Source organism: Sphingobacterium sp. 1.A.4, assembly GCF_002734245.1.
In the GTDB taxonomy this organism is placed as follows: Bacteria; Bacteroidota; Bacteroidia; order Sphingobacteriales; family Sphingobacteriaceae; genus Sphingobacterium; species Sphingobacterium tenebrionis.
Genome location: NZ_PEAZ01000061.1, coordinates 1 through 20,696, shown reverse-complemented (window position 1 = coordinate 20,696; position 20,696 = coordinate 1). Strand labels below are relative to the sequence as shown.

Below are 20,696 nucleotides of genomic sequence, written 5' to 3'. Positions count from 1 at the left end.
GATGAGTAGACTTAACCGAATATTATTCGCTCTTATTGCTTTTATTGCCAGCCTGCCACAGGTAAATGCTCAAGTAAAACCTGCAATCCCTATTAATACAGCGGTAGAAAACGTTCAAAAGTATTTTTCTGTATATCCTGTAGAAAAGGTGCATCTCCATTTTGATAAACCTTATTATGCCGTGGGGGACACCCTTTGGTTCAAAACCTATCTGAATACCAATCTTTTTAATTATGCCTCCAGTAAAGTAGCTTATGTGGAAGTGATCAACGGGCGAGATTCCTTGATCCAAACCATGCGTATCCCATTGAAAAATGGAGGTGGATTTGGTCAGTTGGTACTGGATCCACAGTTCTATGCGCAGGATAATTATAGGTTTCGTGCTTACACCAAATGGATGATGAATTTTGACCTGGATTATTATTTCAATAAGGTTTTAACCGTTGGTGATGCCATCAATAAGAAATTGGGTGCTCAAGTGAGTTTCGCGCCAGATGGAAGTCGCACAAAAACGACTATGCAGTTCCGGTCGAAAGATGGGAAATTGTTGGCTAAAAGAAAATTGACCTGGGAAGCTAATGATGGTTGGGATGCTTTTGATAAAGGAAAAGCAGAGACGGATGAGATGGGACGTGTGGTCTTGAATCTATCCAATAAAGAAAGGGAGAAATTCAAAAAAGGAAGGATTGTCGTGAAGTTGGAAGATGGAGAGACCTTGGTTGGAAATTATCCTTTGGCAAATGCCCTTTGGGATGCGGATGTTCAGTTTTTTCCGGAAGGTGGTGACCTGATTGCCGGCCTAAGCAAAAAAGTAGCCTTTAAAGCGGTAGAGTCTTCTGGTAAAGGAGCGAAGGTAAAGGGTAAGATTATTGATAGTAAAAAGAAAGAAGTAGCTACTTTTGCTGATTTGGGAATGGGTATGGGTTCATTTTCCATGGTTCCCCAGCCAGGAGAAACCTATAAGGCCGTGGTAAGTTTCGAAAATGGAACCGAAAAGACATTTGACTTGCCAGCTGTGGTTGAAAATAAACTCAATGTGATCTATGTTTCCCAGGATGCAGAGTCTATAAATATTGGTTTGGTGACCAATGAAACTTATTTCAAGCAGATAGAAGGGAGACCATATTATATTTTTGGACAATTGAATGGACATTTGGTCTATGCCGCACAGGTATCCATCAAAAATTCTGCAGTTTCCATTAAAGTTCCTTTGAGTGAATTACCGAATGGAATCGTTCAATTGACCTTAATCTCTCCGGATGGACAACCGCTATCGGAACGATTGGTCTATGTTCAGCCTCAGCAATTAATAGACATCAAAATTTCCACGGATAAACCAAGCTATGCGAAGAAAGACTTGGTAAAACTAAAACTGAACCTGAATAATTACTTGGATAGTATACCTGCCACTTATTCTGTTTCGGTCATTGATGAAACTAAAGTTCCTTTTAACGATGATGAAGAAAGGGGCATTGTAAGTAATATGCTCGTGAATTCGGACCTAAAGGGCTATGTGGAGAAACCGAATTATTATTTCAATCCGAAGAACGAGAATCGCTTGGAGGCACTGGATGCCTTGATGATGACCCAGGGTTTCCGAAGATTTGATTATAAGGACCTGATCCAAGGAAAACTCCCAACCGTACGTTATATGCCAGAGGAAGGGATCGTGATTTCGGGAACTTTAAGAGATAATACTGGGAAGTTGCAGAACAATGCCGGATTGTTGTTGACCATACCTGGTGCTGCGATCAAGCGTGATGCTTATACGGATCCACAAGGTCGTTTTATATTTGATAAGTTGGTGTTCAATGATTCGTTGAAGGCTACGGTAAATGCAAGAAGTAATCCTAATTATAGAAGTTTGGTGATCAATATGGACCCTACGGAGTTTCCGAGGATTGATGATACGAATGCTTATAAAAGTGCAGCGATCTACAATATCGATGAGAATCTTTCGGCTTACCTGGACAATAGCAAAAAGGAATTCCGGACTTCCACGTTGATCGAGGAGGTTGTCGTGACCCAAAAAGTTGAAAGCAAACAGACGAGTAAGGATTTCTCGGCGCTCTCTGGGCTTTCGATGCCGGAACACCGTATTGATGGTAGCCGATTGAACGGCTGTAATGTATTGACGATGTGTTTGAATACAATATTAACAGGGATTACCTATGATTCCAATACCTTGAAATATTATATTACGAGAAATTATAATCAGGGGAGCAGGGTGCCGGTTCAATTCTTTTTGAATGGTATGCCGATCGATGAAAACTCCTTGAATTCCATTCAGATTCCGGATATTGAAGGAATTGAGATCTTTTTGAGGGATGATCTGGGGACTGTAAGGAATGTTTACCAGAATGATGGGGTGGTATCAATTATCACCAAAAAAGAAAAGAAACAACCTCGGATGACGATGGCACAGATTGAGGCGATGTTGCCGAAATCAAATGTGATCGATTTTAATCCATTGGGTTATGTGAAGACCAGGAAATTCTATGTTCCGAAATATAGTACTGCGGAAAGTAAAGCCACAAGCGATTATCGGACTACGGTGTATTGGAATCCGGATGTGAATGTGGTTAAGAATGGAGAGGTAAATCTGGAGTTTTATAATGCCGATGGTGTTGGGAAGTATAAGGTGGTGGTTGAAGGTAATGATTTGGGAGGCAATGTGGGTAGGCAGGTTTATTATTATGATGTGAAGTAGCGTCATTGCGAGGAGGTACGTCATTGCGAGGAGGTACGACGAAGCAATCTTTGAACTTTGTCATCCTGAGCTGCATCGAAGGATCTGTACGTTTTTGTACGAACAGATGGTTCGACTAAGCTCACCATGACATATCGAAAGATTGCTTCGTTCCTCGCAATGACGAGAGAGTTTACTATAGCAGCACCCCTTTACTGCACCGGCTCATTATGTTTCTTAACAACTTCCCGTTTTCCAGTCTCTGGGTCGATTTCCAACTCAGTCTGCTTAACCAAAACAGCAAAGGAAGAAGGCTGTATTCCTTTACCATATTTCACTGCATACTCCTTCGTAAACTCAGCGCCAAAATAAAGAATCGCTGCTGAGTAATAAACCCACGCCAAGAGGATAATAATAGATCCAGCGGCTCCAAATGAGCTTGCAGTCACATTCTTCGAAAGGTATAACGAGATCAAGAACTTTCCTAACATAAATAGGAGAGCCGTAAATAAAGCTCCACCCAAAATATCCTTAAACCTAACCTTCGCATCTGGAAGGAAAGCATAGATGATCCCAAAAAGAGAGGTGATCACCAGAAAGGTAATTCCCGTATTCACCCAATCAATCAACGCAATATCCCAATTCCCCATAAACTGATTAAAATAATCCGTCATAATTCCTATAACCGAAGAAATAATCAGGGAGGCCATCAATAAAAACACCAGACCGATGATCATGGAAAAGGAGATCAATCTATTAATAATAATCTTCAGCCAGCCTTTTTTAGGTTTCGGCTTCACCTTCCAGATGTTGTTGATGGAGTTTTGGATATCCACGAAAATAGTGGTGGAAGTAAACATCAAGGTTGCTGTACCGATGATGATCCCAATATTGGACTTGCTATCCAAAGAAAGATTATGTACGGTAGATTCGAGCAGGGTAGCGATTTCTTTACCGAAAATATCATTCAGTTCCTGCAATACCTGTTCGCGCGCGCCTTCACTGCCATCCAATGCACTGCCGTAAAAAAATCCCAAAGTCCAAGTGAGGATAAGGAGGAGGGGACCAATGGAAAAAACCGTATAATAAGCCAAGGATGCGCTCATTTTCATACAATTGTCTTCTGCGAACGCATTTCCTGCATTCATTAATAAACCCCAAAATTCCTTGATCTTGGTCCAGATCGTGTTTAACATTATTCCGAGTAGATTTGCTTGATGTTTTCTTCGTTTCGTTGGGTGATCACTTTACGCTTAAGACTCAATTTTGGTGTTAGCTCACCACCATCGATCGTCCATTCTTTAGACAGTAAAATGAATTTTTTTACCTGTTCCCACTTTCCAAAGTTAGCCATTGATAAGGATATTATCTGTTCATATTTCGATAATACTTCAGGCTGCTTGATGGCTTCCTCTTTGGAATTATAAGGAATGCCTTTATGTTTACAGTATTTTTCCAATTCCTCAAATGCCGGAACGATCAATGCCGAAGGGAATCGCTGATTCTCTCCAACCACCATCACCTGTGCAATAAGCGTGGATTCCATCAATTTATTTTCAATGACCTGAGGGGCCACATATTTACCACCCGCAGTCTTGAACATTTCTTTTTTGCGATCGGTAATCCGTAAAAACCCATCCGGAGTCAGCTCACCGATATCGCCGGTATGGAAGAATCCTTCTTCGTCGATGGCTTCTTTGGTGGCCTCATCGTTTTTATAATAGCCGATGGTAATACTTGGACCTTTCACCAGGATTTCGCCATCCTGGGCGATCTTCACTTCTAGGTTTTTCAACACACGGCCTACTGTTCCAAATTTTACATCTTCATCTTTCCAGGAATTTACGGCAATCACTGGCGAAGTCTCGGTCAAACCATAACCTTCCAATACTTTGATTCCAGCTGCCCAGAATACGCGTGCCAACCTTTCCTGAAGCGCGGCACCACCTGAGATGATCAATTTGATATTTCCACCTAATGCTTCCTTCCATTTACTGAAGATCAACTTGCGCGCTATACCCAATTGGAAATTATAGAAGGCAGAGTTTTTCTGCGGCTCTTGATAGCGAAGACCCAAGTTCAATGCCCAGAAGAACAAAGATTTTTTGATTCCGGTTAAGTTCTTTCCTTTCTCCACCACCTTGTCGTATACTTTTTCAAGTACCCTTGGCACCGTAGTGAATAAATCAGGTTTTACCTCATTGATGTCCACAACGATATTGTCCAAGTTTTCGGCATAATAGATCTGAACACCTTTTGAAAAATACATGTACACCACCATTCTTTCGAAAATATGGCATAAAGGAAGAAAACTTAACGCTTTTTTATATTCATCTGTTACTAAGTGATTACAGGCTTCTACATTGCTGATGATGTTTTTATGGGATAGAAATACTCCTTTCGGCTTTCCAGTGGTACCGGAGGTGTAAATGAGCGTTAATAGATCATCCAATCCTACAGCCTCCCGATAAGGGGTCAGGTCTGTATTCTGTTGCTTACCCAGTTCAAGCACCTCTTTATAGGATTTTCTTCCTTGAATATCATCAAAGGTGAAAGATTCCAATTCCAGGTTGTTTTCCTTTAAGGCATTATCCGCTTTCACAGATAGTTCCTCATTACTCACAAAAAGAAGTTTTACTTCGGCGTCATTTAAAATGTAAACTAGATCTTGATTGGAAAGGGTAGGATAGAGGGGGACAGTAGCAGCACCAATTTGATTACAGGCAAAATCGATGAAATTCCATTCGGGTCGATTCCCGGACATAATCGCTATCCGATCACCCTTTTGGATGCCTTTTGCAAGTAATCCTTTACTTAAACTTTCTACGATTTCTACAAATTCATCGGTTGAATAGGTTTTCCAAGAACTTCCTGCGCGCCCAGCAACCATGATTTCTTTGCTGTACTTATTCTTATAATTAATGACCAGGTCATACAGTTTATTCAATTTGCTCATGTTGTCTCCTCCTAAATAATAATTCCTTAATTGGTTATTGATACTATAGGTAGACTAATATATAATTTTTTAGGTAAAAACTATGCGTGCAGAATAAATTTTTGACTGAAAATATACAAAAAGCGCGTTTTTTCCGTTAGAAAATTAATGTTACTTTTGAATTAAATTAGATGTTATAATGAATAGAATTTTACAAATCACTTTTATTTCTGTTATTATTTTTTTAGGGTTTTCAACGGCTGCACAAGCCCAATTGACGACACAACATGCTATCGGAGCGCGATTCGGATCGGCCACTGGTATTACCTATCGATATACTCTTAGCCCGGATAGGGCCATTGAAGGGATCATGAGTGTTCAAAGTAACTCTAAATCAAGTAGATTCCGTTTGGTAGGATTGTATCAATACCATAAACCATTGATCGATGACCTTTCCTGGTTCTGGGGATTTGGTGGTAGTGTTGGTTCTTATACTGGTAAGGCGTATACTGATGCGAATGGAAAAAGATTTGATAAGTATTCAGAACTGGCGTTGAGTATTGATGGAATTGCAGGTTTGGAATATAAGATTCCTTCAGCGCCTATCGCGATTACGTTGGATGCAAAACCTTATTTTGATTTCTTGCAGGAAAGTGGATTTAGGATTGTGGATGGATTGGGATTTTCGGTGAGATATACTTTTTAGGTTTTAATTGCGTCATTGCGAGGAACTGCGTCATTGCGAGGAGGTACGACGAAGCAATCTTTGGACTTTGTCATGTGTGAACTTTGTCATCCTGAGCGTAGTCGAAGGATCTGTACGGTTACTTACGAACAGATGCTTCGACTACGCTCAGCATGACATGCGGAAGTCAGCATGACATGCGGGAAGATTGCTTCTTTCCTCGCAATGACGGTTTTCTTACCCCAAACTCAACCAAACATCCCCTAATCTTCTTTCTTCCTCGCTAGCTTCCGGGTTTCTTTCAATATAATACGACACTTTTTCACTTGCCTTCAATTTAACAGGAATCTCCATCATCAAACCATCCCTCGCCACCAAAATAACCACCTCATCCCCAACCTGGCTATAAGTCATTGCTTGATCCAATTCCCGACCCTGCTGATCCAAACGATTTCCATTAACCGCAATAATCTCATCATCCACATTCAAACCATACTCCCAAGCACTAGAATTCCGATCAACAGCTTTAATGGTTGTCCTGCCATCCGAATGGGAAACCTTAATTCCCAAACTACTGGTCTGATTCAATTTATTTTGATCAATAAACTGATAACCTACCTTATTGAAATAAGCATTATAATCCAATTCGGTAATCTCATACACCGCCTTAAAGATCTCTTTCAACGAAACCCCTGTAACCTCTTCTGCCAAAGCCTGAAATTCCTTCTCCTCTATCCCTCGGTTCTCCATCAAATAAAACCGCTCATAAGCGGCACGCATTACATCATCCAAACACTTCTCACCATTGGTTCCAACAATAATACTAATGTCTATCATACAGGCCAACATTGCTCCTTTATTATAATAGGAAATACTTACATTCGGCGAGTTCTCATCCGGACGATATTGCTTTATCCAAGTATCAAAACTAGATAAACCGACAGATTGCAATAAATGACCAGGTCTATTCAACACCAAATTAAATTCCGAAACCAGTTCATTCAAATATTCCACCTCATTCCTAAATCCACATCTTCTTGTAATCAGGTTATCGTAATAAGCCGTAAATCCCTCAAAGATCCACAATAATGGCGTATAGTTTTCCTGTTCATAATCAAAAGGGCCCAAGTTCTTCGGACGCAACCTTTTCACATTCCACAGATGGAAATATTCATGTGCTACTAGGCTCAGGAAATTATTATAACCAATATTGGTAATATAGGCATTACGAGAAGCTGCTAGAACCGTCGAATTCAAATGTTCCAAACCACCATGTGCGCTTTGGTAGTTATGCGTGATAAATACATAGCGATCATTCGGGTTAGAACCCCAGATACGGGTCTCTTCAGCAACAATCTTTTGAATATCCAGCGTCAATTGGTCTTTATTGTAATTTCCTTGTCCCACCATCGCAAATTCATGCGGTATTCCTGCTGCCTGGAAATGCCAAATATCCTGGTTTCCAATCTCCAAAGGAGAATCATAAAGGATATCAAAATCCTCAGCATAATAGACTAATTCACCAACCTCGGTTTGTGCCAAACCGGTAGATACATAGGACCACTGAGGTGGTAATATCACTTGTACGGTGGAGGCATGGCTCAATTGACCATCCACGTAAAGAAAAGTTCCGGCAGGACTGATAAAGGCGTGGCTATCATCCACAAAATTGGTCCGCACCGATCTTTCAAAGGAATAAACCCGGTAGGAACACGCAAAATCATGCCCATTGGTATAAACGCGCCATGTGTTCTTGGAGATTTTACTGACCAATAGCTTTTCACCATCCTTACTCAAGGCAGTTACCTGTTCAACATTCTTGGAGAATTCTCGGATCAGGTAGGAGCCAGGAGTCCATACCGGCATTTTAAGGTCGATATAAGGCTGGCTAAAGCCTTCGATGAACATGCTTACCTCCACATAATGCGCCTGTGGTTCGATAAAAGAAAGTTGAAAGTGTATGCTGCTTGTATTCATGGTAAATTATTAAACGTAAAAAGGGAAGCTTAGTTTGACTTCCCTTATTTTCTTTTATATACCTCAAAGGTATAATCAAATTGATGTTTCTCGTCTTTTTGATGAGCATCCGAACTGATCAATTCCCAATCCTGTTCAGGTAATTCCGGGAAGAAAGCATCGGCATCTTTTATATCGGTATGTACGCGAGTAAGCAGAACCTTATCTGCTATCCCCAAAGTCTGTTTATAGATCTGTGCACCACCGATGATAAATATCTCATTTTCATCCCTGCAATAGGTCAAAACCTCCGGAATGCTATTGGCCACATCAACATCCTCATGAATGCTTGTTGCGGTTCTGGATACGACGATGTTCCTTCTACCGGGCAAGGGTTTACCGATTGATTCAAAGGTATTCCTGCCCATCACGATGGAATGGTCCATCGTTTTTTCCTTGAAATATTTGAAATCATTTGGAAGATGCCAAGGCATCTGATTACCTTTTCCAATGGCATTGTTTTCTGCGGCAGCGACGATTAAAGTAACTGTTGGTTGGCTAGAAATCATGAATTTTATGTTTGTTAAACCGCTACTGGAGCTTTAATATGTGGATGACTTTCGTAATTAACCAGTTCAAAATCCTCAAATTTGAAGTCGAATATATCCTTTACTTCTGGATTGATGATCATTTGTGGTAAAGGCTTAGGATCGCGGCTCAATTGCAGTTCCGTTTGCTCAAAATGGTTACTGTAAATGTGCGCATCACCAAGGGTATGCACGAATTCAGCCGCTTCCATATCACAAACCTGCGCAACCATCATGGTCAGCAAGGCATAAGAAGCAATATTGAACGGTACGCCTAAGAAGATATCGGCACTACGTTGATACAATTGGCAAGAAAGCTGTGGTTTTAATATCCCTTTTTCCGGCTGGGCTGGTGCCACATAGAATTGGAAAAAGGCATGACATGGAGGTAAGGCCATGTTTTCAATCTCCGCCACATTCCAAGCTGAAACTATGATCCTTCTTGAATCTGGTGAGTTTTTAAGCTGATGGATGATTTGGCTGATCTGGTCGATATGACGGCCATCAGGACTTGGCCATGAACGCCACTGCGAACCATAAACCGGCCCTAGATTTCCTTCTTCATCTGCCCATTCATCCCAAATACTCACCCCATTATCCTTAAGGTATTTGATATTGGTTTCCCCTTTCAAAAACCAAATCAATTCGTGTATAATCGATCTTAAATGAAGCTTTTTGGTAGTCACCAAAGGAAAACCTTCTTTTAGATTGAAACGCATTTGGTATCCAAAAACACTTTTAGTTCCTGTTCCTGTTCTATCTGTTTTTTCGACCCCTGTCTTGTAAACATGATCCAATAGATCCAAATACTGTTTCATAGCTATTCTTTCCTTTTTCGAGTTAGCTACGAAGATACCTTTTTTTAAATCATCAGAATATCACAATTTTTCAACAACTAACAATTTGAGTCTTTTTGTGTATTTTTGCAAAATATCATGGGAAAAAAAGTTGCTTTCTATACCTTGGGATGTAAACTGAACTTTTCAGAAACATCTTCCATTGGTCGGATTTTCAAAGATGCAGGTTACGAGACGACGCCTTTCAACAGTGCGGCGGATGTATATGTAATCAATACGTGTTCTGTTACAGATCATGCGGATCGAAAGTGCCGAAAGGTGGTGAAAGAAGCGTTGAAACATTCCCCGAATGCCTACATTACCATCGTAGGTTGTTATGCACAATTGAAACCCAAAGAGATTTCTGAAATTCCGGGCGTCGATATGGTCTTAGGTGCTGCTGAAAAGTTTAATATCCTGGAGCATATCAACGATCTGACCAAGAATGAGAAAACGGTGGTGCATAATGCACCGATAGATGAAACCCATCAATTTGTTTCCGCTTTTTCCATTGGGGATAGAACCCGTACCTTTTTGAAGGTTCAGGATGGATGTGATTATTCCTGTACGTTCTGTACCATTCCGTTGGCACGCGGTGCAAGCCGCTCCGGTAAGATAGAAGATATCGTAAAACAGGCGGAAGAGATTGCCGCTTCTGGCGTTAAGGAAATCGTACTGACAGGGGTAAATATCGGTGATTTTGGTGTCCGTGACGGAAAGCGTCAAGATCGTTTTGTCGACTTGGTAAAAGCCTTGGATGAGGTGGAAGGAATTGACCGAATCCGGATATCCAGCATTGAGCCAAACTTATTGACCAATGAAATCATCGAATTTGTAGCCCAATCCAAACGTTTTGTGCCTCACTTCCATATGCCTTTACAATCTGGAAATAATAATGTACTGGCAAAAATGCGGAGAAGATATAAAAGGGAATTATACGCTGAAAGGGTCACAAAGATTAAAAGTTTGATGCCTAATTGCTGTATTGGGGTGGATGTGATTGTAGGATTTCCTGGCGAAACACGGGAGGATTTTATCGATACCTATAACTTCCTGAATGAGATGGATATTTCCTACTTACATGTCTTTACTTATTCTGAACGAGAGAATACCATCGCTGCCCAAATGGAGGGAGCTGTACCGGGAGCACAACGTAGCGACCGCAGTAAAATGCTCCATATCCTATCGGAAAAGAAAAGAAGATCCTTTTATGAAAGCCAAATAGGTGCAGAAGACCTTATTCTTTTTGAAGGGGATATCAAAGATGGCTATATGCATGGCTTTTCCAGAAATTATGTTAAAGTACGCACCGCTTATGATCCGCTATTGGTGAACGAGGTAGTTCCTGTGAAATTCTTGAGCATTTCCGAGAATGGGGATGTAGATATTGAGGAAATCCCTGAAATCCTGACCCACTAATTTTCGTTAAAAAGCTATTTTCCTATTTAGCTGGATAGATTTGATGGAGGGAGATCATATTTCCCTCGGAATCTTCAAATTCGGCCAGGATATTCCTGGTCTGTGGATCGATGAATTTATCCTTTAAGATCCTTCCGTTTTTATCCTTCACCCTTCGGAGGACATCCTCGATCTCCAAGGTCTTAAAATGAAATGCTGATTTATTTTCTTGGACAGAGCCTGCTTCTTGCTGAACCAATATACCTTGCTGGTTAGTCTCGGGGATTTCAAACTCCACCCTTTGCGCATAGTCTAATTCAGGATGCTGAGGTCTAAAACGGAAGCTGAATACATGTTTGTAAAATGCTATGGCACGGCTTAATTCAAAAACGGGGATCTGGATCTGATAATCTTTATTGGACATAATGAGCTTGTTAATCAATCGTTTATCAAATCTACGGATTTTATAAAAAAATATGGCTGCCTAAAAACTTAGGCAGCCATATTGCTTTTTTCATCCGGAAATTATTTGTTCCGTTGTCTGAAACTTTCAAATTCCTTATGCAATCTTAATAATTTAAATGTTGAACTGATCAGCTCATTTGTCTCCAATAAAATAGAGAAGTACAAGCGGCTGTTTTTAGGACTGTTCTCGGAGGTACGGATCCTATCGATCTGTTTATCCAATAGATTATTGATGTAATCTTGGATTTCTTCCCTATCCCGAATATGCTCATCAATTTTAGAGAAGTCCAATCTCCGGTAGGTATTATGGATCTGGGAGAACCAGTTACCAATCTGCTCCACCACGTATTTCAAATCCTTGGCTTGGCTAATGCGCAGGTGTTTATGGTTGTTGTCCACATGAGATAGAGCATTGGAATTGATAACAGCAACATTCTCCACCATATCCTGTAAATAACCCAAGGAAATAATATAATATCGGCTTCCTTTAACAGAACTATCATCCAGGTTCCGAATGAATTCGTACATGGCGTTATTGGTACTGTTCAGGTCATTGAGCAGTTTCTTCACCAATTTCTTATTGGTGCTGAGTGCAACCAGGTCCTCCTTGATCAACGAGTCAATGGCTTCCTTATAGAATATATTGGTCTTGGAGAAGGTTTCACTGATCTGCTGGGCACTGGTTTCAATAACCTGTTGAAGCCCGATAATATCAGATTTCTCCAGATTTAATTCCTGTAATGCCTTAGCCTTGATTTTTTTATCGTGGCTTTTCGCGTTTCTATATAATAATAGAGCTAATACCACTAGGGAAATCACGAAGGTTATAATACCACCGATCTTCAGGAAATAGGCAAAGATAAAAGCACCAGAAAAAGCACATGCTGCGGTTACAAACCAACCCCCAATTACATGGAATACTCCAGAAACGCGGTAAACAGCACTTTCTCTTCCCCAGGCACGATCCGCAAATGCAGTACCCATCGCGACCATGAAGGTTACATAGGTAGTGGATAAAGGTAATTTCATCGAAGTACCCAAAGCAATCAAGATACTGGCCACCATCAGGTTAACCGAAGCCCTGATCATGTCGAACATAGGCTCATCCTTACTTTTCTTCTTTTTAAGCCCCGGATCGATCATCGGGTTTTCAAACTTCTTATCTATGCTAGCTTGCATGGTTCTTGGCATCACATAGGAAAGAACGGAACCTACGCGGATAAACCCTCTAACAATGGATCTGGAAAGTTTGTTGGATTTGAACTTTTCATTGCCATCGCCTTGGTTGGACAAGCTCATCTCCGTTTCGATAACGGTTTTTGCTTTTTTAGAAGTCCAAAGGGTTATAACCATTACTATACCTGCAAATAATAATGCCCATAAAGGCGCTACAATTTCCGAAGAGGCCAAGGCTCCCATTGTATATGCATCTGGGTCAGCTCCTGGAACAGACTGGAAGATATCCACAGACTGCATCGCAGCAACCGGTACACCGATAAAGTTGACCAAGTCATTTCCAGCGAAAGATAAGGCCAAAGCAAATGTTCCTATACCAATGATAACCTTTAGGATATTATACCCTAATAGGTTGATGATATAACTCACTAAGGTGAACACGACGAAGCTTATTCCTAACAATAATAGTTCATGGTGTTTCACCCAATCTTTAATATTATCACTTAAAAAGGAGACTTCTTTCAGTCCTTTGATCAGGATGAAATAGGAGATGGCTGCCATAGCAATACCACCGAAAAATACCCCTATGGTCTTTAATTTCTTCTCAAATTGAAAGGTGAACAGTACCCTGGAGATGTATTGCACGATCATACCTAAGGTAAAGGATATGAGTACAGATAAGAGGATACTATACACGATTTCAGAGGCCTTATCCGTATTGATATAGGAAGATAAGGTTGCCCAACTTTGATCGGTGGTTACTATTTTGTAGATCGCCAAACAAAAGGCTGCCCCTAATAGCTCAAATACGATGGAAACCGTTGTGGAGGTCGGTAAACCGAAAAAGTTGAATACATCCAACAGGATGATATCCGTGATCATGACGGCGAGGAAAATGGTGATGACATCATCAAAGGTGAATTTCCCGGGGACATAGATTCCCGATCGGGCAATTTCCATCATACCACTTGAAAACACCGATCCAAAAAGGATCCCTAAGCTGGCAATGATCATGATGCTCTTAAAGGGTAGGGCTTTAGATCCGATTGCCGAGTTTAAGAAATTAACGGCATCATTACTTACCCCAACCATTAGGTCAATGACCGCCAGAACAGCTAAGGTAATGAGAACGAGATAGAGATAATTTTCCATAAATCAAAATACGCAAGTAAATGCTACTAATGTTAAATATTTGAGTTTGACTTCACTAAATTTTTCCAAGCGATTACCAAAAGTATAAATAATACACCAAACCATTTCAAGTAACTTACCGATTCGTTTAAAATGAGGTAAGACATGCACACCGCTACGGGTAATTCTACTGCACTCAAAACCGCTCCCAGAGAATAGCCTGTCTTGGGTAATCCATAGGCAAATAACAAGGGTGGAATTACTGTTCCGAAAACAGCCAATAATAACCCGTATGGTAGAATTCCAGTAAATGTTGTTGGATGGAATAGACTGAAAGGCTGAAGGAGGATAAAAATCAAAAGGCAGGCACCGGTAATCATCAGGGCTGATTTATGGAGTGCCGAATAATCATTGCCAATCCTGCCATTCACGATCATAAAGATGGAATAGGCTGTGGCAGCCAATAGCCCATAAACGATACCTTCCAGAGAAAAGTTCTCCAGTGGTTCCTCCAGGATGCCGGTAGCAAAAAGGGTTCCGGCCAAGATCAGGACGATCATTAAGATCTGCGTCCAATCAGGTTTTGCCTTAAAAAAGAGGAATTCGATCAATTGTCCGATCCAGATATATTGCATCAGGAGCACGATGGCCAAGGAAGCAGGGACAAGTTGTACACATTTGTAATAAAGGATGCTAACCGTACCAGTGCTTACCCCACTGAGGATGATCTTCCAAGCAGGGGTTTTCCTGCTGGGAGAAGTGGATGAAGCATTTTTTCTGAAGATCAACCAGAGGAGCCAAAGGATCAGGGCACCAAATAAAGCTTGTGTGCCTGTCACTTCACCGAGATTATAGCCTTGCTCGTAGGCTTTTTTTACGAAGGTAGATAGGATGCCGAAACTGGCAGCACCAATGAAGACAGCGATTGCTCCCTGTGTTTTTATCATATCTTGCAAAGTAACAGAATAAATGTATCAATTTCACAATTGTGGAAAAGTTCAGCTTGTATTTGCTTGATGGTTAAGGGTATTTTTGAATAATGGATATGCGATTTAGGTTTGGATTATTATTGGTTTTGCTGCCGTTGCTTTTTTTAGGATCCTGTGGTGTTAAGAAAAAAACATTGGGAAGCTCCAGTTCCGCTGGTGGCTATCGGAAAGATGCTCCGCTCTCTGACGCCTCGGATGCCCGAGGAATGGAATTCTCGGGAAACAAACTTGAAAACTATGCAAATTTATTGGGTGTTCGTGCAAAAGACTTGGACAGTAAATCCCTGTACATGATGATTGATGATTGGATGGGTACTCCACATCGCATGGGAGGGTTGGATAAAAAAGGGGTAGATTGTTCGGGTTTTGTTGGCATGCTCTATCAAAAGGTATATGGAAAGGACCTCCCTCGGACCTCACGCGATATGGCCGAAAATATCAAGCGAAAATATGACAATCAACTGAAAGAAGGGGATCTGGTGTTCTTCTCCTTTGGAGGCAGAAACATCGATCATGTAGGCATATACCTCCATAACGGCAAATTCGTCCATGTTTCTACCCGGAAAGGAGTCATTATTTCCAGCCTGAAGGATGCTTGGTTCGCGAAGTATTTTACCCGCTGCGGTACCCCAAGTAGTTAATTGTCGTTTAAATGCTTACTTTTGTGCAGAATTTGAAATAACATGTCAGACAGAAGCAAAAAGATATTCCTAGCCCTCAGCATTATAGTCCCATTTATGCTGTATTGTGTGTTTTACTATTCCAATATGATCAAGAATGCTCCTTTCCGTTTTACGGATTTTGAGTCATTGGAATTGACCTACGGCTTTCCGGATTCTATGCTGAATTACTATAACTCAAAAACCCATCAATACAATTACCTAACCAAAGAAGGAAAATTGGTAAAAGATACGCTGACACTGAAAAAAGATGAGTTATTGTATTTACATAGAAAAGCACAGGAGTTTGGATTTTGGAATGTGGATAATGATATGATTACCCCAGAGGAGGGAAGAAAGCAGGGACAACGTGTAGCTCGTTATAAACTTACCTTCACCTATAAAGAAAAATCAAAAACCGTTACCATGGATGCGGATTATCCCGGAAATCCGAAGATGGTAGAAGCAGCTAGAACCACAGTAGACGAAGTTTTACGCATGCTCGCTTCAGCAAAAGCAAAATAAGTTATTTATTAATTTAGGCTTAACGGTAATTTTACGATACAGCCATACCTTTGTCATAAGTAATTTGTTTCAATAAATTGTTTGGTGATTAAAAGGTTATTAGGTAAAACAATGAAAAAAGGTCGATGTGATATCGACCTTTTTTTTATGATGTAAGTCATGGTTTGTAGAGTTTCGGCTAGAAGCTAAATTATTCAGCAGGTATTTCACGCATTTTATTAATAGGTAAATTTTTATTTACTAACTTGTCTTAAATTATTACAATTATGGAGACAAAAATTTCATCTAAATTCATCGCGGAGCTGATTGGAACATTCGGCTTGGTATTGTTTGGTTGTGGTGCAGCAGCAGTTGCGGGCGGTACTACTCTGGCACAAACTTCAGGATTGGGCTTGTTGGGAATTTCGTTAGCCTTCGGGTTGTCGGTTGTGGTGTTTGCTTATGCCATTGGTGGTATTTCAGGTTGTCATATCAACCCTGCGGTAACTATTGGTGTATTGGTAGCAGGTAAAATATCTGCTAAAGATGCTGTTATTTATATAGCAGCACAGATCTTAGGCGCTATTCTAGGTGCTTTTGTTTTAAAGACCATTCTTGCGGGTCAATTGGCCGGCTTTAATCCAGGCGAATGGGCGTACGGGTCAAATGGTTGGGGTTCTGGCTATCAGAACGAATACAACATGACAGCAGCTTTTGTAACAGAGGCCGTGCTTACTGCCATCTTTCTTTTTGTTATTTTGGGTACTACCTCCAAAGTAGGCAATGGTACCATGGCTGGGCTAGCTATCGGTTTTACCTTAGTGTTGATCCACATGGTGGCTATTCCTATCACAGGTACTTCGGTTAATCCGGCACGTAGCTTGGGTCCTGCCATTTTTGCTGGCGGTGAAGCCATCTCGCAGTTATGGTTGTTCCTGGTAGCTCCAGTATTGGGGGCCATTGTGGGCGCCGTTATCTGGAAAGTTACTTATCAAGAACCAAAAGCGGTGGCATAGTGTTTCGAGTGACAAATTAATTTTATTGGAATCTTTTATGGTGCAGTTCAATGGGGAGCTGCACTTTTTTTTGCCATAAAATGACTATCTTCGTGTATGGATAATTTTATTGTTTCTGCGCGGAAATATAGACCGGTTACTTTCGATTCGGTTGTTGGCCAGCAACACATCACAGGTACTTTAAAAAATGCAATTCACAACCAACAATTAGCCCAGGCATTCTTGTTTTGTGGTCCTCGTGGTGTTGGTAAAACAACCTGTGCCCGCATCCTAGCAAAAACAATAAACTGTGAGAATATTTCCGAGAATGTGGAAGCTTGTGGAACCTGTGATTCCTGTAAATCTTTCCAGAACGGTAATTCCTTCAGTATCCATGAATTGGATGCCGCCTCGAACAACTCGGTGGAAGATATCCGATCTTTGATCGATCAGGTGCGCATTCCGCCCCAAACTGGGAAATATAAGATCTATATCATCGATGAGGTGCACATGCTTTCCCAGCAGGCCTTCAATGCTTTTTTGAAGACACTGGAAGAGCCACCTTCCTACGCCATCTTTATTTTGGCGACCACTGAAAAACATAAGATTCTCCCTACCATTCTATCCCGTTGTCAGATATTTGATTTCAATAGGATCAAGGTAGAGGATATGGCAAACCATCTGGCCGCGATTGCCTCCAAAGAAGGAGTGACTTTTGAAGCAGATGGATTACATGTCATTGCCCAAAAAGCAGATGGTGGTTTAAGGGATGCCTTATCCATGTTTGACCAGATCGTCAGCTTCTCTAATAAAAACTTGACCTACAAAGCCGTAATTGATAATCTGAACATCTTGGATTATGATTATTTCTTTCAGATTTTGGATGCGGTGAATAAAGAGGATGCAGCAAATGTATTATTGACCTTTGATCAGATCCTGAATAAGGGATTTGATGCAGGTCACTTCATTGCAGGGTTGTCCTCGCATATCAGAAATCTTTTGGTTACAAAAGATCCATCTACCCTGAAATTATTGGAAACCAGTGAGAATGTGAAGAAACGTTATCTTGATCAATCTCAGTTGATTTCCAGTGGTATACTCTTGTCTGCATTGAATATTTCCAATCAATGCGAAGTCAATTACAGGACCAGTAAGAACCAACGATTACAAGTGGAATTGGCCCTGCTCAAAATGTGCCATTTGGCCAGTGCCATTCAGTTAGCTAACCATGGGATATCAGCAAATGCTGAACTAAAAAAAAAACTCCCTGAGTCAGGGTTAAGCAATACAGCGCAAGTAGCGTCAGTAGCAGCTCCAGCTGGTCAACCGAAAGAATCTCCAGCGATTAATCCTGCTAAGCCGGTCCCATCCGCATTTGTTGCTCCAACCCCTGAAAAAAAAGCTCCTGTGGAGCAAGCAGCGCCTGCACCTGCACCTACGCAGTCAGCCCCTTCTGGTAATGGTTGGGGACAGATAAAGCCATCCATAGCGGTGCCTGACCTGAAAAAAATATTCCTGCCCAAAAGCGAAACAGATAAGGAAGAGAATGAGCTTGTCCAAGGGTCAGAATTTCTGGAAGTGACCACCAATGCTTTTCTTGGGAAATGGAATGCCTTTGCGGAGAAATTAAAATCCGAAAATAAACTTACCTTATTTACCATCATGACTGCCAATACGCCCACTCTTCAGGGAACGAAAATCCTGGTAGAGGTAGAAAATATGGTGCAGATGGATGGATTGAAACTCGGTAAGATCGATATCCTGAATTACCTACGGGTTCAGCTCCGAAATTTTGCCTTGGAAATAGAAGGCGTGATGGTGGAAAAATCGAAAGAAAGAAAGCCTTATACCTCTCAAGAGAAATACCAGGCCATGCTTGCCAAGAATCCGGCCTTGGAACAATTGCGAAAAACATTTGATTTAGGGCTTAGCTAATCAATAAATTACTACTTTTGTACCAAATCGATAATACATGCAACAATTTCAGCGTAGAGAAGGAAGAGAAAAGAGAGAGACTAATCAAATGGTATTTGGTATCCGTGCGGTTATGGAAGCCATTGACAGTGGAAAAGAGATTGAATCTCTTTTTGTTCAACGTGGTCTTTCAGGGCCATTATTTGCTGAATTCAAGGCAATGGTTAAGGAATATGAACTTTCGTTTCAACAAGTTCCTATCGAGAAGCTGAACCGCATCACCAAAAAGAATCACCAAGGTGTCATTGCCGTAATTTCCCCTATAACTTACCATAACGTAGAAGATATCCTTTCAGAGATCTATGAGAAGGGTGAAACACCTTTGTTCATCATGTTGGATGGAGTTACCGATGTGCGTAACATGGGCGCTATTGCCCGTACCGCAGAATGTGCTGGTGTACATGCGATCATCGTTCCTAAAAAAGGATCTGCAGAGATCAATCCGGATGCGATTAAAACATCCGCAGGTGCACTATATAAAATCCCAGTCTGCCGTCAGGATTCCTTATCCAAAACAAGTAAATTCCTGATCGAGTCTGGTGTACAGTTGGTGGTAAGTACTGAAAAGACCGAAGAATCCATTTATTCGGTTGATTATACCGTTCCTACCTGTATCATTATGGGTGCGGAAGATGTCGGTGTATCCGATGATCTGATCCGTATTTCTGATAAATTAGCGAAGATACCGATGTTCGGAGAGATTGAATCCCTCAATGTTTCCGTATCTGCAGGAGTGGTCATCTATGAAGCACTACGTCAAAGACACAAGGCATAAATAAGTGAATAAGCTTCGGAAATCCGTCCATAGACATTTTAGGGTTTATCGGTATGTGATGTACCGAGAGACCTTAGTTGATTTCAGGGAACATTTTTGGTCATTTGTCGGTGCCTTCATTGGTATCGGCATTATTGCTTTTATACAATCCCATCAATTACCTTTGATGGAGAATATCTTTCTGATCGGTTCATTTGGTGCTTCAGCAGTGCTGGTGTATGGCGCTATCCAAAGTCCTTTGGCGCAGCCTAGGAACCTGGTAGGGGGCCATGTGGTATCTGCTTTGGTCGGTGTAACAATTGGGAAGATCATGCCGGATATTATTTGGTTGACAGCACCACTTGCAGTAGCATGCTCCATAGTGGCTATGCAGGTTACACGGAGTTTACATCCTCCAGGCGGGGCAACGGCTTTGATAGCCGTCTCGGGTGGGACCAAGATCAGTGCATTAGGTTATTGGTATGTCCTAACGCCGGTATTTTCTGGAGCATTAATTCTATTATTGGTTGCTTTGGTATTCAATAACATCACCAATAAAAGACATTACCCTATCAAACGTTCGAGATTAAGGAGGTCCAGGCGTAAGGAAATAAAGAAAAGGTTTAAAACCATCTCCTAATCAGCATCAAAAAAAAGGATCATAAAAAAAGAGGCTGTCTCCTATGTTTGTGTCAAGCAAATGTAGGAGACATTTTTTGTTTTATAGATTTGCTGTATTTAGTGAAAAGAGGGAGAGCCTAGGGCTGTCTTAGTAGCTTTTTTAGCATACTGATTTTTAGAGATGGCCTTCCTCTTTTTCGCTTCCTAAGACAGAACAGAATGTAAGGCGGAATTACAGTCCAGCTTGAATATCCATAAGGAGACAAGTCCAAGGGAAGTTTCACTATTGATTTTTCAGTTTCACATCAAAAAATTAACATGAAAACACTCAAGCAGGTCGTT

17 protein-coding genes are annotated in these 20,696 nt (G+C 41.0%); 9 read left to right on the top strand and 8 right to left on the bottom strand.

All coding sequences use genetic code 11. The annotated features are described in order from the left end of the window. Position 1 precedes the first annotated feature (1 nt). Positions 2 to 2,710, top strand: a complete 2,709-nt coding sequence (locus CRJ00_RS10320) for a carboxypeptidase regulatory-like domain-containing protein (protein WP_099366796.1) — start codon at positions 2 to 4, stop codon at positions 2,708 to 2,710. 191 nt (positions 2,711 to 2,901) lie between these two features. Here CRJ00_RS10320 and CRJ00_RS10315 read toward each other — a convergent pair whose 3' ends face one another. Further along, positions 2,902 to 3,885 carry a YihY/virulence factor BrkB family protein gene (locus CRJ00_RS10315; RefSeq protein ID WP_099366795.1) on the bottom strand — a complete coding sequence of 328 codons (984 nt, stop codon included), beginning with the start codon at positions 3,883 to 3,885 and terminating at the stop codon, positions 2,902 to 2,904. Then, positions 3,885 to 5,645, bottom strand: a complete 1,761-nt coding sequence (locus tag CRJ00_RS10310; RefSeq protein WP_099366794.1) for an AMP-dependent synthetase/ligase — start codon at positions 5,643 to 5,645, stop codon at positions 3,885 to 3,887. The genes CRJ00_RS10315 and CRJ00_RS10310 overlap by 1 nt, the downstream gene beginning before the upstream one ends. Before the next feature lie 178 nt (positions 5,646 to 5,823). On the opposite strand from CRJ00_RS10310, the gene CRJ00_RS10305 reads away from it, so the two are divergent. Further along, positions 5,824 to 6,330 carry a hypothetical protein gene (locus CRJ00_RS10305; protein ID WP_099366793.1) on the top strand — a complete coding sequence of 169 codons (507 nt, stop codon included), beginning with the start codon at positions 5,824 to 5,826 and terminating at the stop codon, positions 6,328 to 6,330. Between the two features lie 216 nt (positions 6,331 to 6,546). Here the strand turns inward: CRJ00_RS10305 and CRJ00_RS10300 are convergent, their stop codons facing one another. The 3 genes from CRJ00_RS10300 to CRJ00_RS10290 are packed head-to-tail and all read right to left on the bottom strand — an operon-like array spanning position 6,547 to position 9,670. Beyond that, positions 6,547 to 8,286, bottom strand: a complete 1,740-nt coding sequence (locus tag CRJ00_RS10300; protein ID WP_099366792.1) for a M61 family metallopeptidase — start codon at positions 8,284 to 8,286, stop codon at positions 6,547 to 6,549. Positions 8,287 to 8,330: 44 nt separating this feature from the next. Continuing rightward, positions 8,331 to 8,834 (bottom strand): dihydrofolate reductase, encoded by a 504-nt coding sequence (locus CRJ00_RS10295; protein ID WP_099366791.1) that lies wholly within the window; start codon positions 8,832 to 8,834, stop codon positions 8,331 to 8,333. Positions 8,835 to 8,848: 14 nt separating this feature from the next. After that, positions 8,849 to 9,670: a thymidylate synthase gene (locus tag CRJ00_RS10290; RefSeq protein ID WP_099366790.1), complete on the bottom strand. Its 822-nt coding sequence runs from the start codon at positions 9,668 to 9,670 to the stop codon at positions 8,849 to 8,851. Between the two features lie 117 nt (positions 9,671 to 9,787). On the opposite strand from CRJ00_RS10290, the gene mtaB reads away from it, so the two are divergent. Further along, the gene (gene mtaB / locus CRJ00_RS10285; RefSeq protein WP_099366789.1) at positions 9,788 to 11,107 is read left to right on the top strand and encodes a tRNA (N(6)-L-threonylcarbamoyladenosine(37)-C(2))-methylthiotransferase MtaB; all 1,320 of its coding nucleotides are present in this window, start codon (positions 9,788 to 9,790) and stop codon (positions 11,105 to 11,107) included. Between the two features lie 22 nt (positions 11,108 to 11,129). Here the strand turns inward: mtaB and CRJ00_RS10280 are convergent, their stop codons facing one another. The 3 genes from CRJ00_RS10280 to CRJ00_RS10270 all read right to left on the bottom strand — a co-directional run bounded on the left by CRJ00_RS10280 (position 11,130) and on the right by CRJ00_RS10270 (position 14,805). After that, positions 11,130 to 11,510: a VOC family protein gene (locus CRJ00_RS10280; protein WP_099366788.1), complete on the bottom strand. Its 381-nt coding sequence runs from the start codon at positions 11,508 to 11,510 to the stop codon at positions 11,130 to 11,132. A 101-nt stretch (positions 11,511 to 11,611) separates the two neighbouring features. Beyond that, a complete protein-coding gene (locus tag CRJ00_RS10275) occupies positions 11,612 to 13,879 on the bottom strand; it encodes an inorganic phosphate transporter (protein ID WP_099366787.1) in 2,268 nt (755 codons plus the stop codon). A 32-nt stretch (positions 13,880 to 13,911) separates the two neighbouring features. Beyond that, positions 13,912 to 14,805 (bottom strand): EamA family transporter, encoded by an 894-nt coding sequence (locus CRJ00_RS10270; RefSeq protein ID WP_099366786.1) that lies wholly within the window; start codon positions 14,803 to 14,805, stop codon positions 13,912 to 13,914. 98 nt (positions 14,806 to 14,903) lie between these two features. Between CRJ00_RS10270 and CRJ00_RS10265 the strand changes: the two genes are divergently transcribed. The 6 genes from CRJ00_RS10265 to CRJ00_RS10240 all read left to right on the top strand — a co-directional run bounded on the left by CRJ00_RS10265 (position 14,904) and on the right by CRJ00_RS10240 (position 20,373). Then, positions 14,904 to 15,488, top strand: a complete 585-nt coding sequence (locus tag CRJ00_RS10265; RefSeq protein ID WP_257213745.1) for a C40 family peptidase — start codon at positions 14,904 to 14,906, stop codon at positions 15,486 to 15,488. Between the two features lie 42 nt (positions 15,489 to 15,530). Beyond that, on the top strand, positions 15,531 to 16,031 hold the full coding sequence (locus CRJ00_RS10260) for a hypothetical protein (protein ID WP_257213744.1): 501 nt from the start codon (positions 15,531 to 15,533) through the stop codon (positions 16,029 to 16,031). A gap of 266 nt (positions 16,032 to 16,297) precedes the next feature. After that, positions 16,298 to 17,026 (top strand): aquaporin Z, encoded by a 729-nt coding sequence (aqpZ, locus tag CRJ00_RS10255; protein WP_099366783.1) that lies wholly within the window; start codon positions 16,298 to 16,300, stop codon positions 17,024 to 17,026. A gap of 96 nt (positions 17,027 to 17,122) precedes the next feature. Continuing rightward, a complete protein-coding gene (locus CRJ00_RS10250; protein ID WP_099366782.1) occupies positions 17,123 to 18,940 on the top strand; it encodes a DNA polymerase III subunit gamma/tau in 1,818 nt (605 codons plus the stop codon). Between the two features lie 37 nt (positions 18,941 to 18,977). Then, on the top strand, positions 18,978 to 19,754 hold the full coding sequence (gene rlmB, locus CRJ00_RS10245; protein WP_099366781.1) for a 23S rRNA (guanosine(2251)-2'-O)-methyltransferase RlmB: 777 nt from the start codon (positions 18,978 to 18,980) through the stop codon (positions 19,752 to 19,754). A 4-nt stretch (positions 19,755 to 19,758) separates the two neighbouring features. Then, entirely contained in the window at positions 19,759 to 20,373 is a 615-nt protein-coding gene (locus CRJ00_RS10240; RefSeq protein ID WP_257213743.1) for an HPP family protein, read from the top strand. Positions 20,374 to 20,696: the final 323 nt, after the last annotated feature.

Coding starts and splice junctions, on each gene's coding strand:
- CRJ00_RS10320 (WP_099366796.1), top strand. CDS start 2: ATGAGTAGACTTAACCGAATATTATTCGCTCTTATTGCTTTTATTGCC.
- CRJ00_RS10315 (WP_099366795.1), bottom strand. CDS start 3,885: ATGTTAAACACGATCTGGACCAAGATCAAGGAATTTTGGGGTTTATTA.
- CRJ00_RS10310 (WP_099366794.1), bottom strand. CDS start 5,645: ATGAGCAAATTGAATAAACTGTATGACCTGGTCATTAATTATAAGAAT.
- CRJ00_RS10305 (WP_099366793.1), top strand. CDS start 5,824: ATGAATAGAATTTTACAAATCACTTTTATTTCTGTTATTATTTTTTTA.
- CRJ00_RS10300 (WP_099366792.1), bottom strand. CDS start 8,286: ATGAATACAAGCAGCATACACTTTCAACTTTCTTTTATCGAACCACAG.
- CRJ00_RS10295 (WP_099366791.1), bottom strand. CDS start 8,834: ATGATTTCTAGCCAACCAACAGTTACTTTAATCGTCGCTGCCGCAGAA.
- CRJ00_RS10290 (WP_099366790.1), bottom strand. CDS start 9,670: ATGAAACAGTATTTGGATCTATTGGATCATGTTTACAAGACAGGGGTC.
- mtaB (WP_099366789.1), top strand. CDS start 9,788: ATGGGAAAAAAAGTTGCTTTCTATACCTTGGGATGTAAACTGAACTTT.
- CRJ00_RS10280 (WP_099366788.1), bottom strand. CDS start 11,510: ATGTCCAATAAAGATTATCAGATCCAGATCCCCGTTTTTGAATTAAGC.
- CRJ00_RS10275 (WP_099366787.1), bottom strand. CDS start 13,879: ATGGAAAATTATCTCTATCTCGTTCTCATTACCTTAGCTGTTCTGGCG.
- CRJ00_RS10270 (WP_099366786.1), bottom strand. CDS start 14,805: ATGATAAAAACACAGGGAGCAATCGCTGTCTTCATTGGTGCTGCCAGT.
- CRJ00_RS10265 (WP_257213745.1), top strand. CDS start 14,904: ATGCGATTTAGGTTTGGATTATTATTGGTTTTGCTGCCGTTGCTTTTT.
- CRJ00_RS10260 (WP_257213744.1), top strand. CDS start 15,531: ATGTCAGACAGAAGCAAAAAGATATTCCTAGCCCTCAGCATTATAGTC.
- aqpZ (WP_099366783.1), top strand. CDS start 16,298: ATGGAGACAAAAATTTCATCTAAATTCATCGCGGAGCTGATTGGAACA.
- CRJ00_RS10250 (WP_099366782.1), top strand. CDS start 17,123: ATGGATAATTTTATTGTTTCTGCGCGGAAATATAGACCGGTTACTTTC.
- rlmB (WP_099366781.1), top strand. CDS start 18,978: ATGCAACAATTTCAGCGTAGAGAAGGAAGAGAAAAGAGAGAGACTAAT.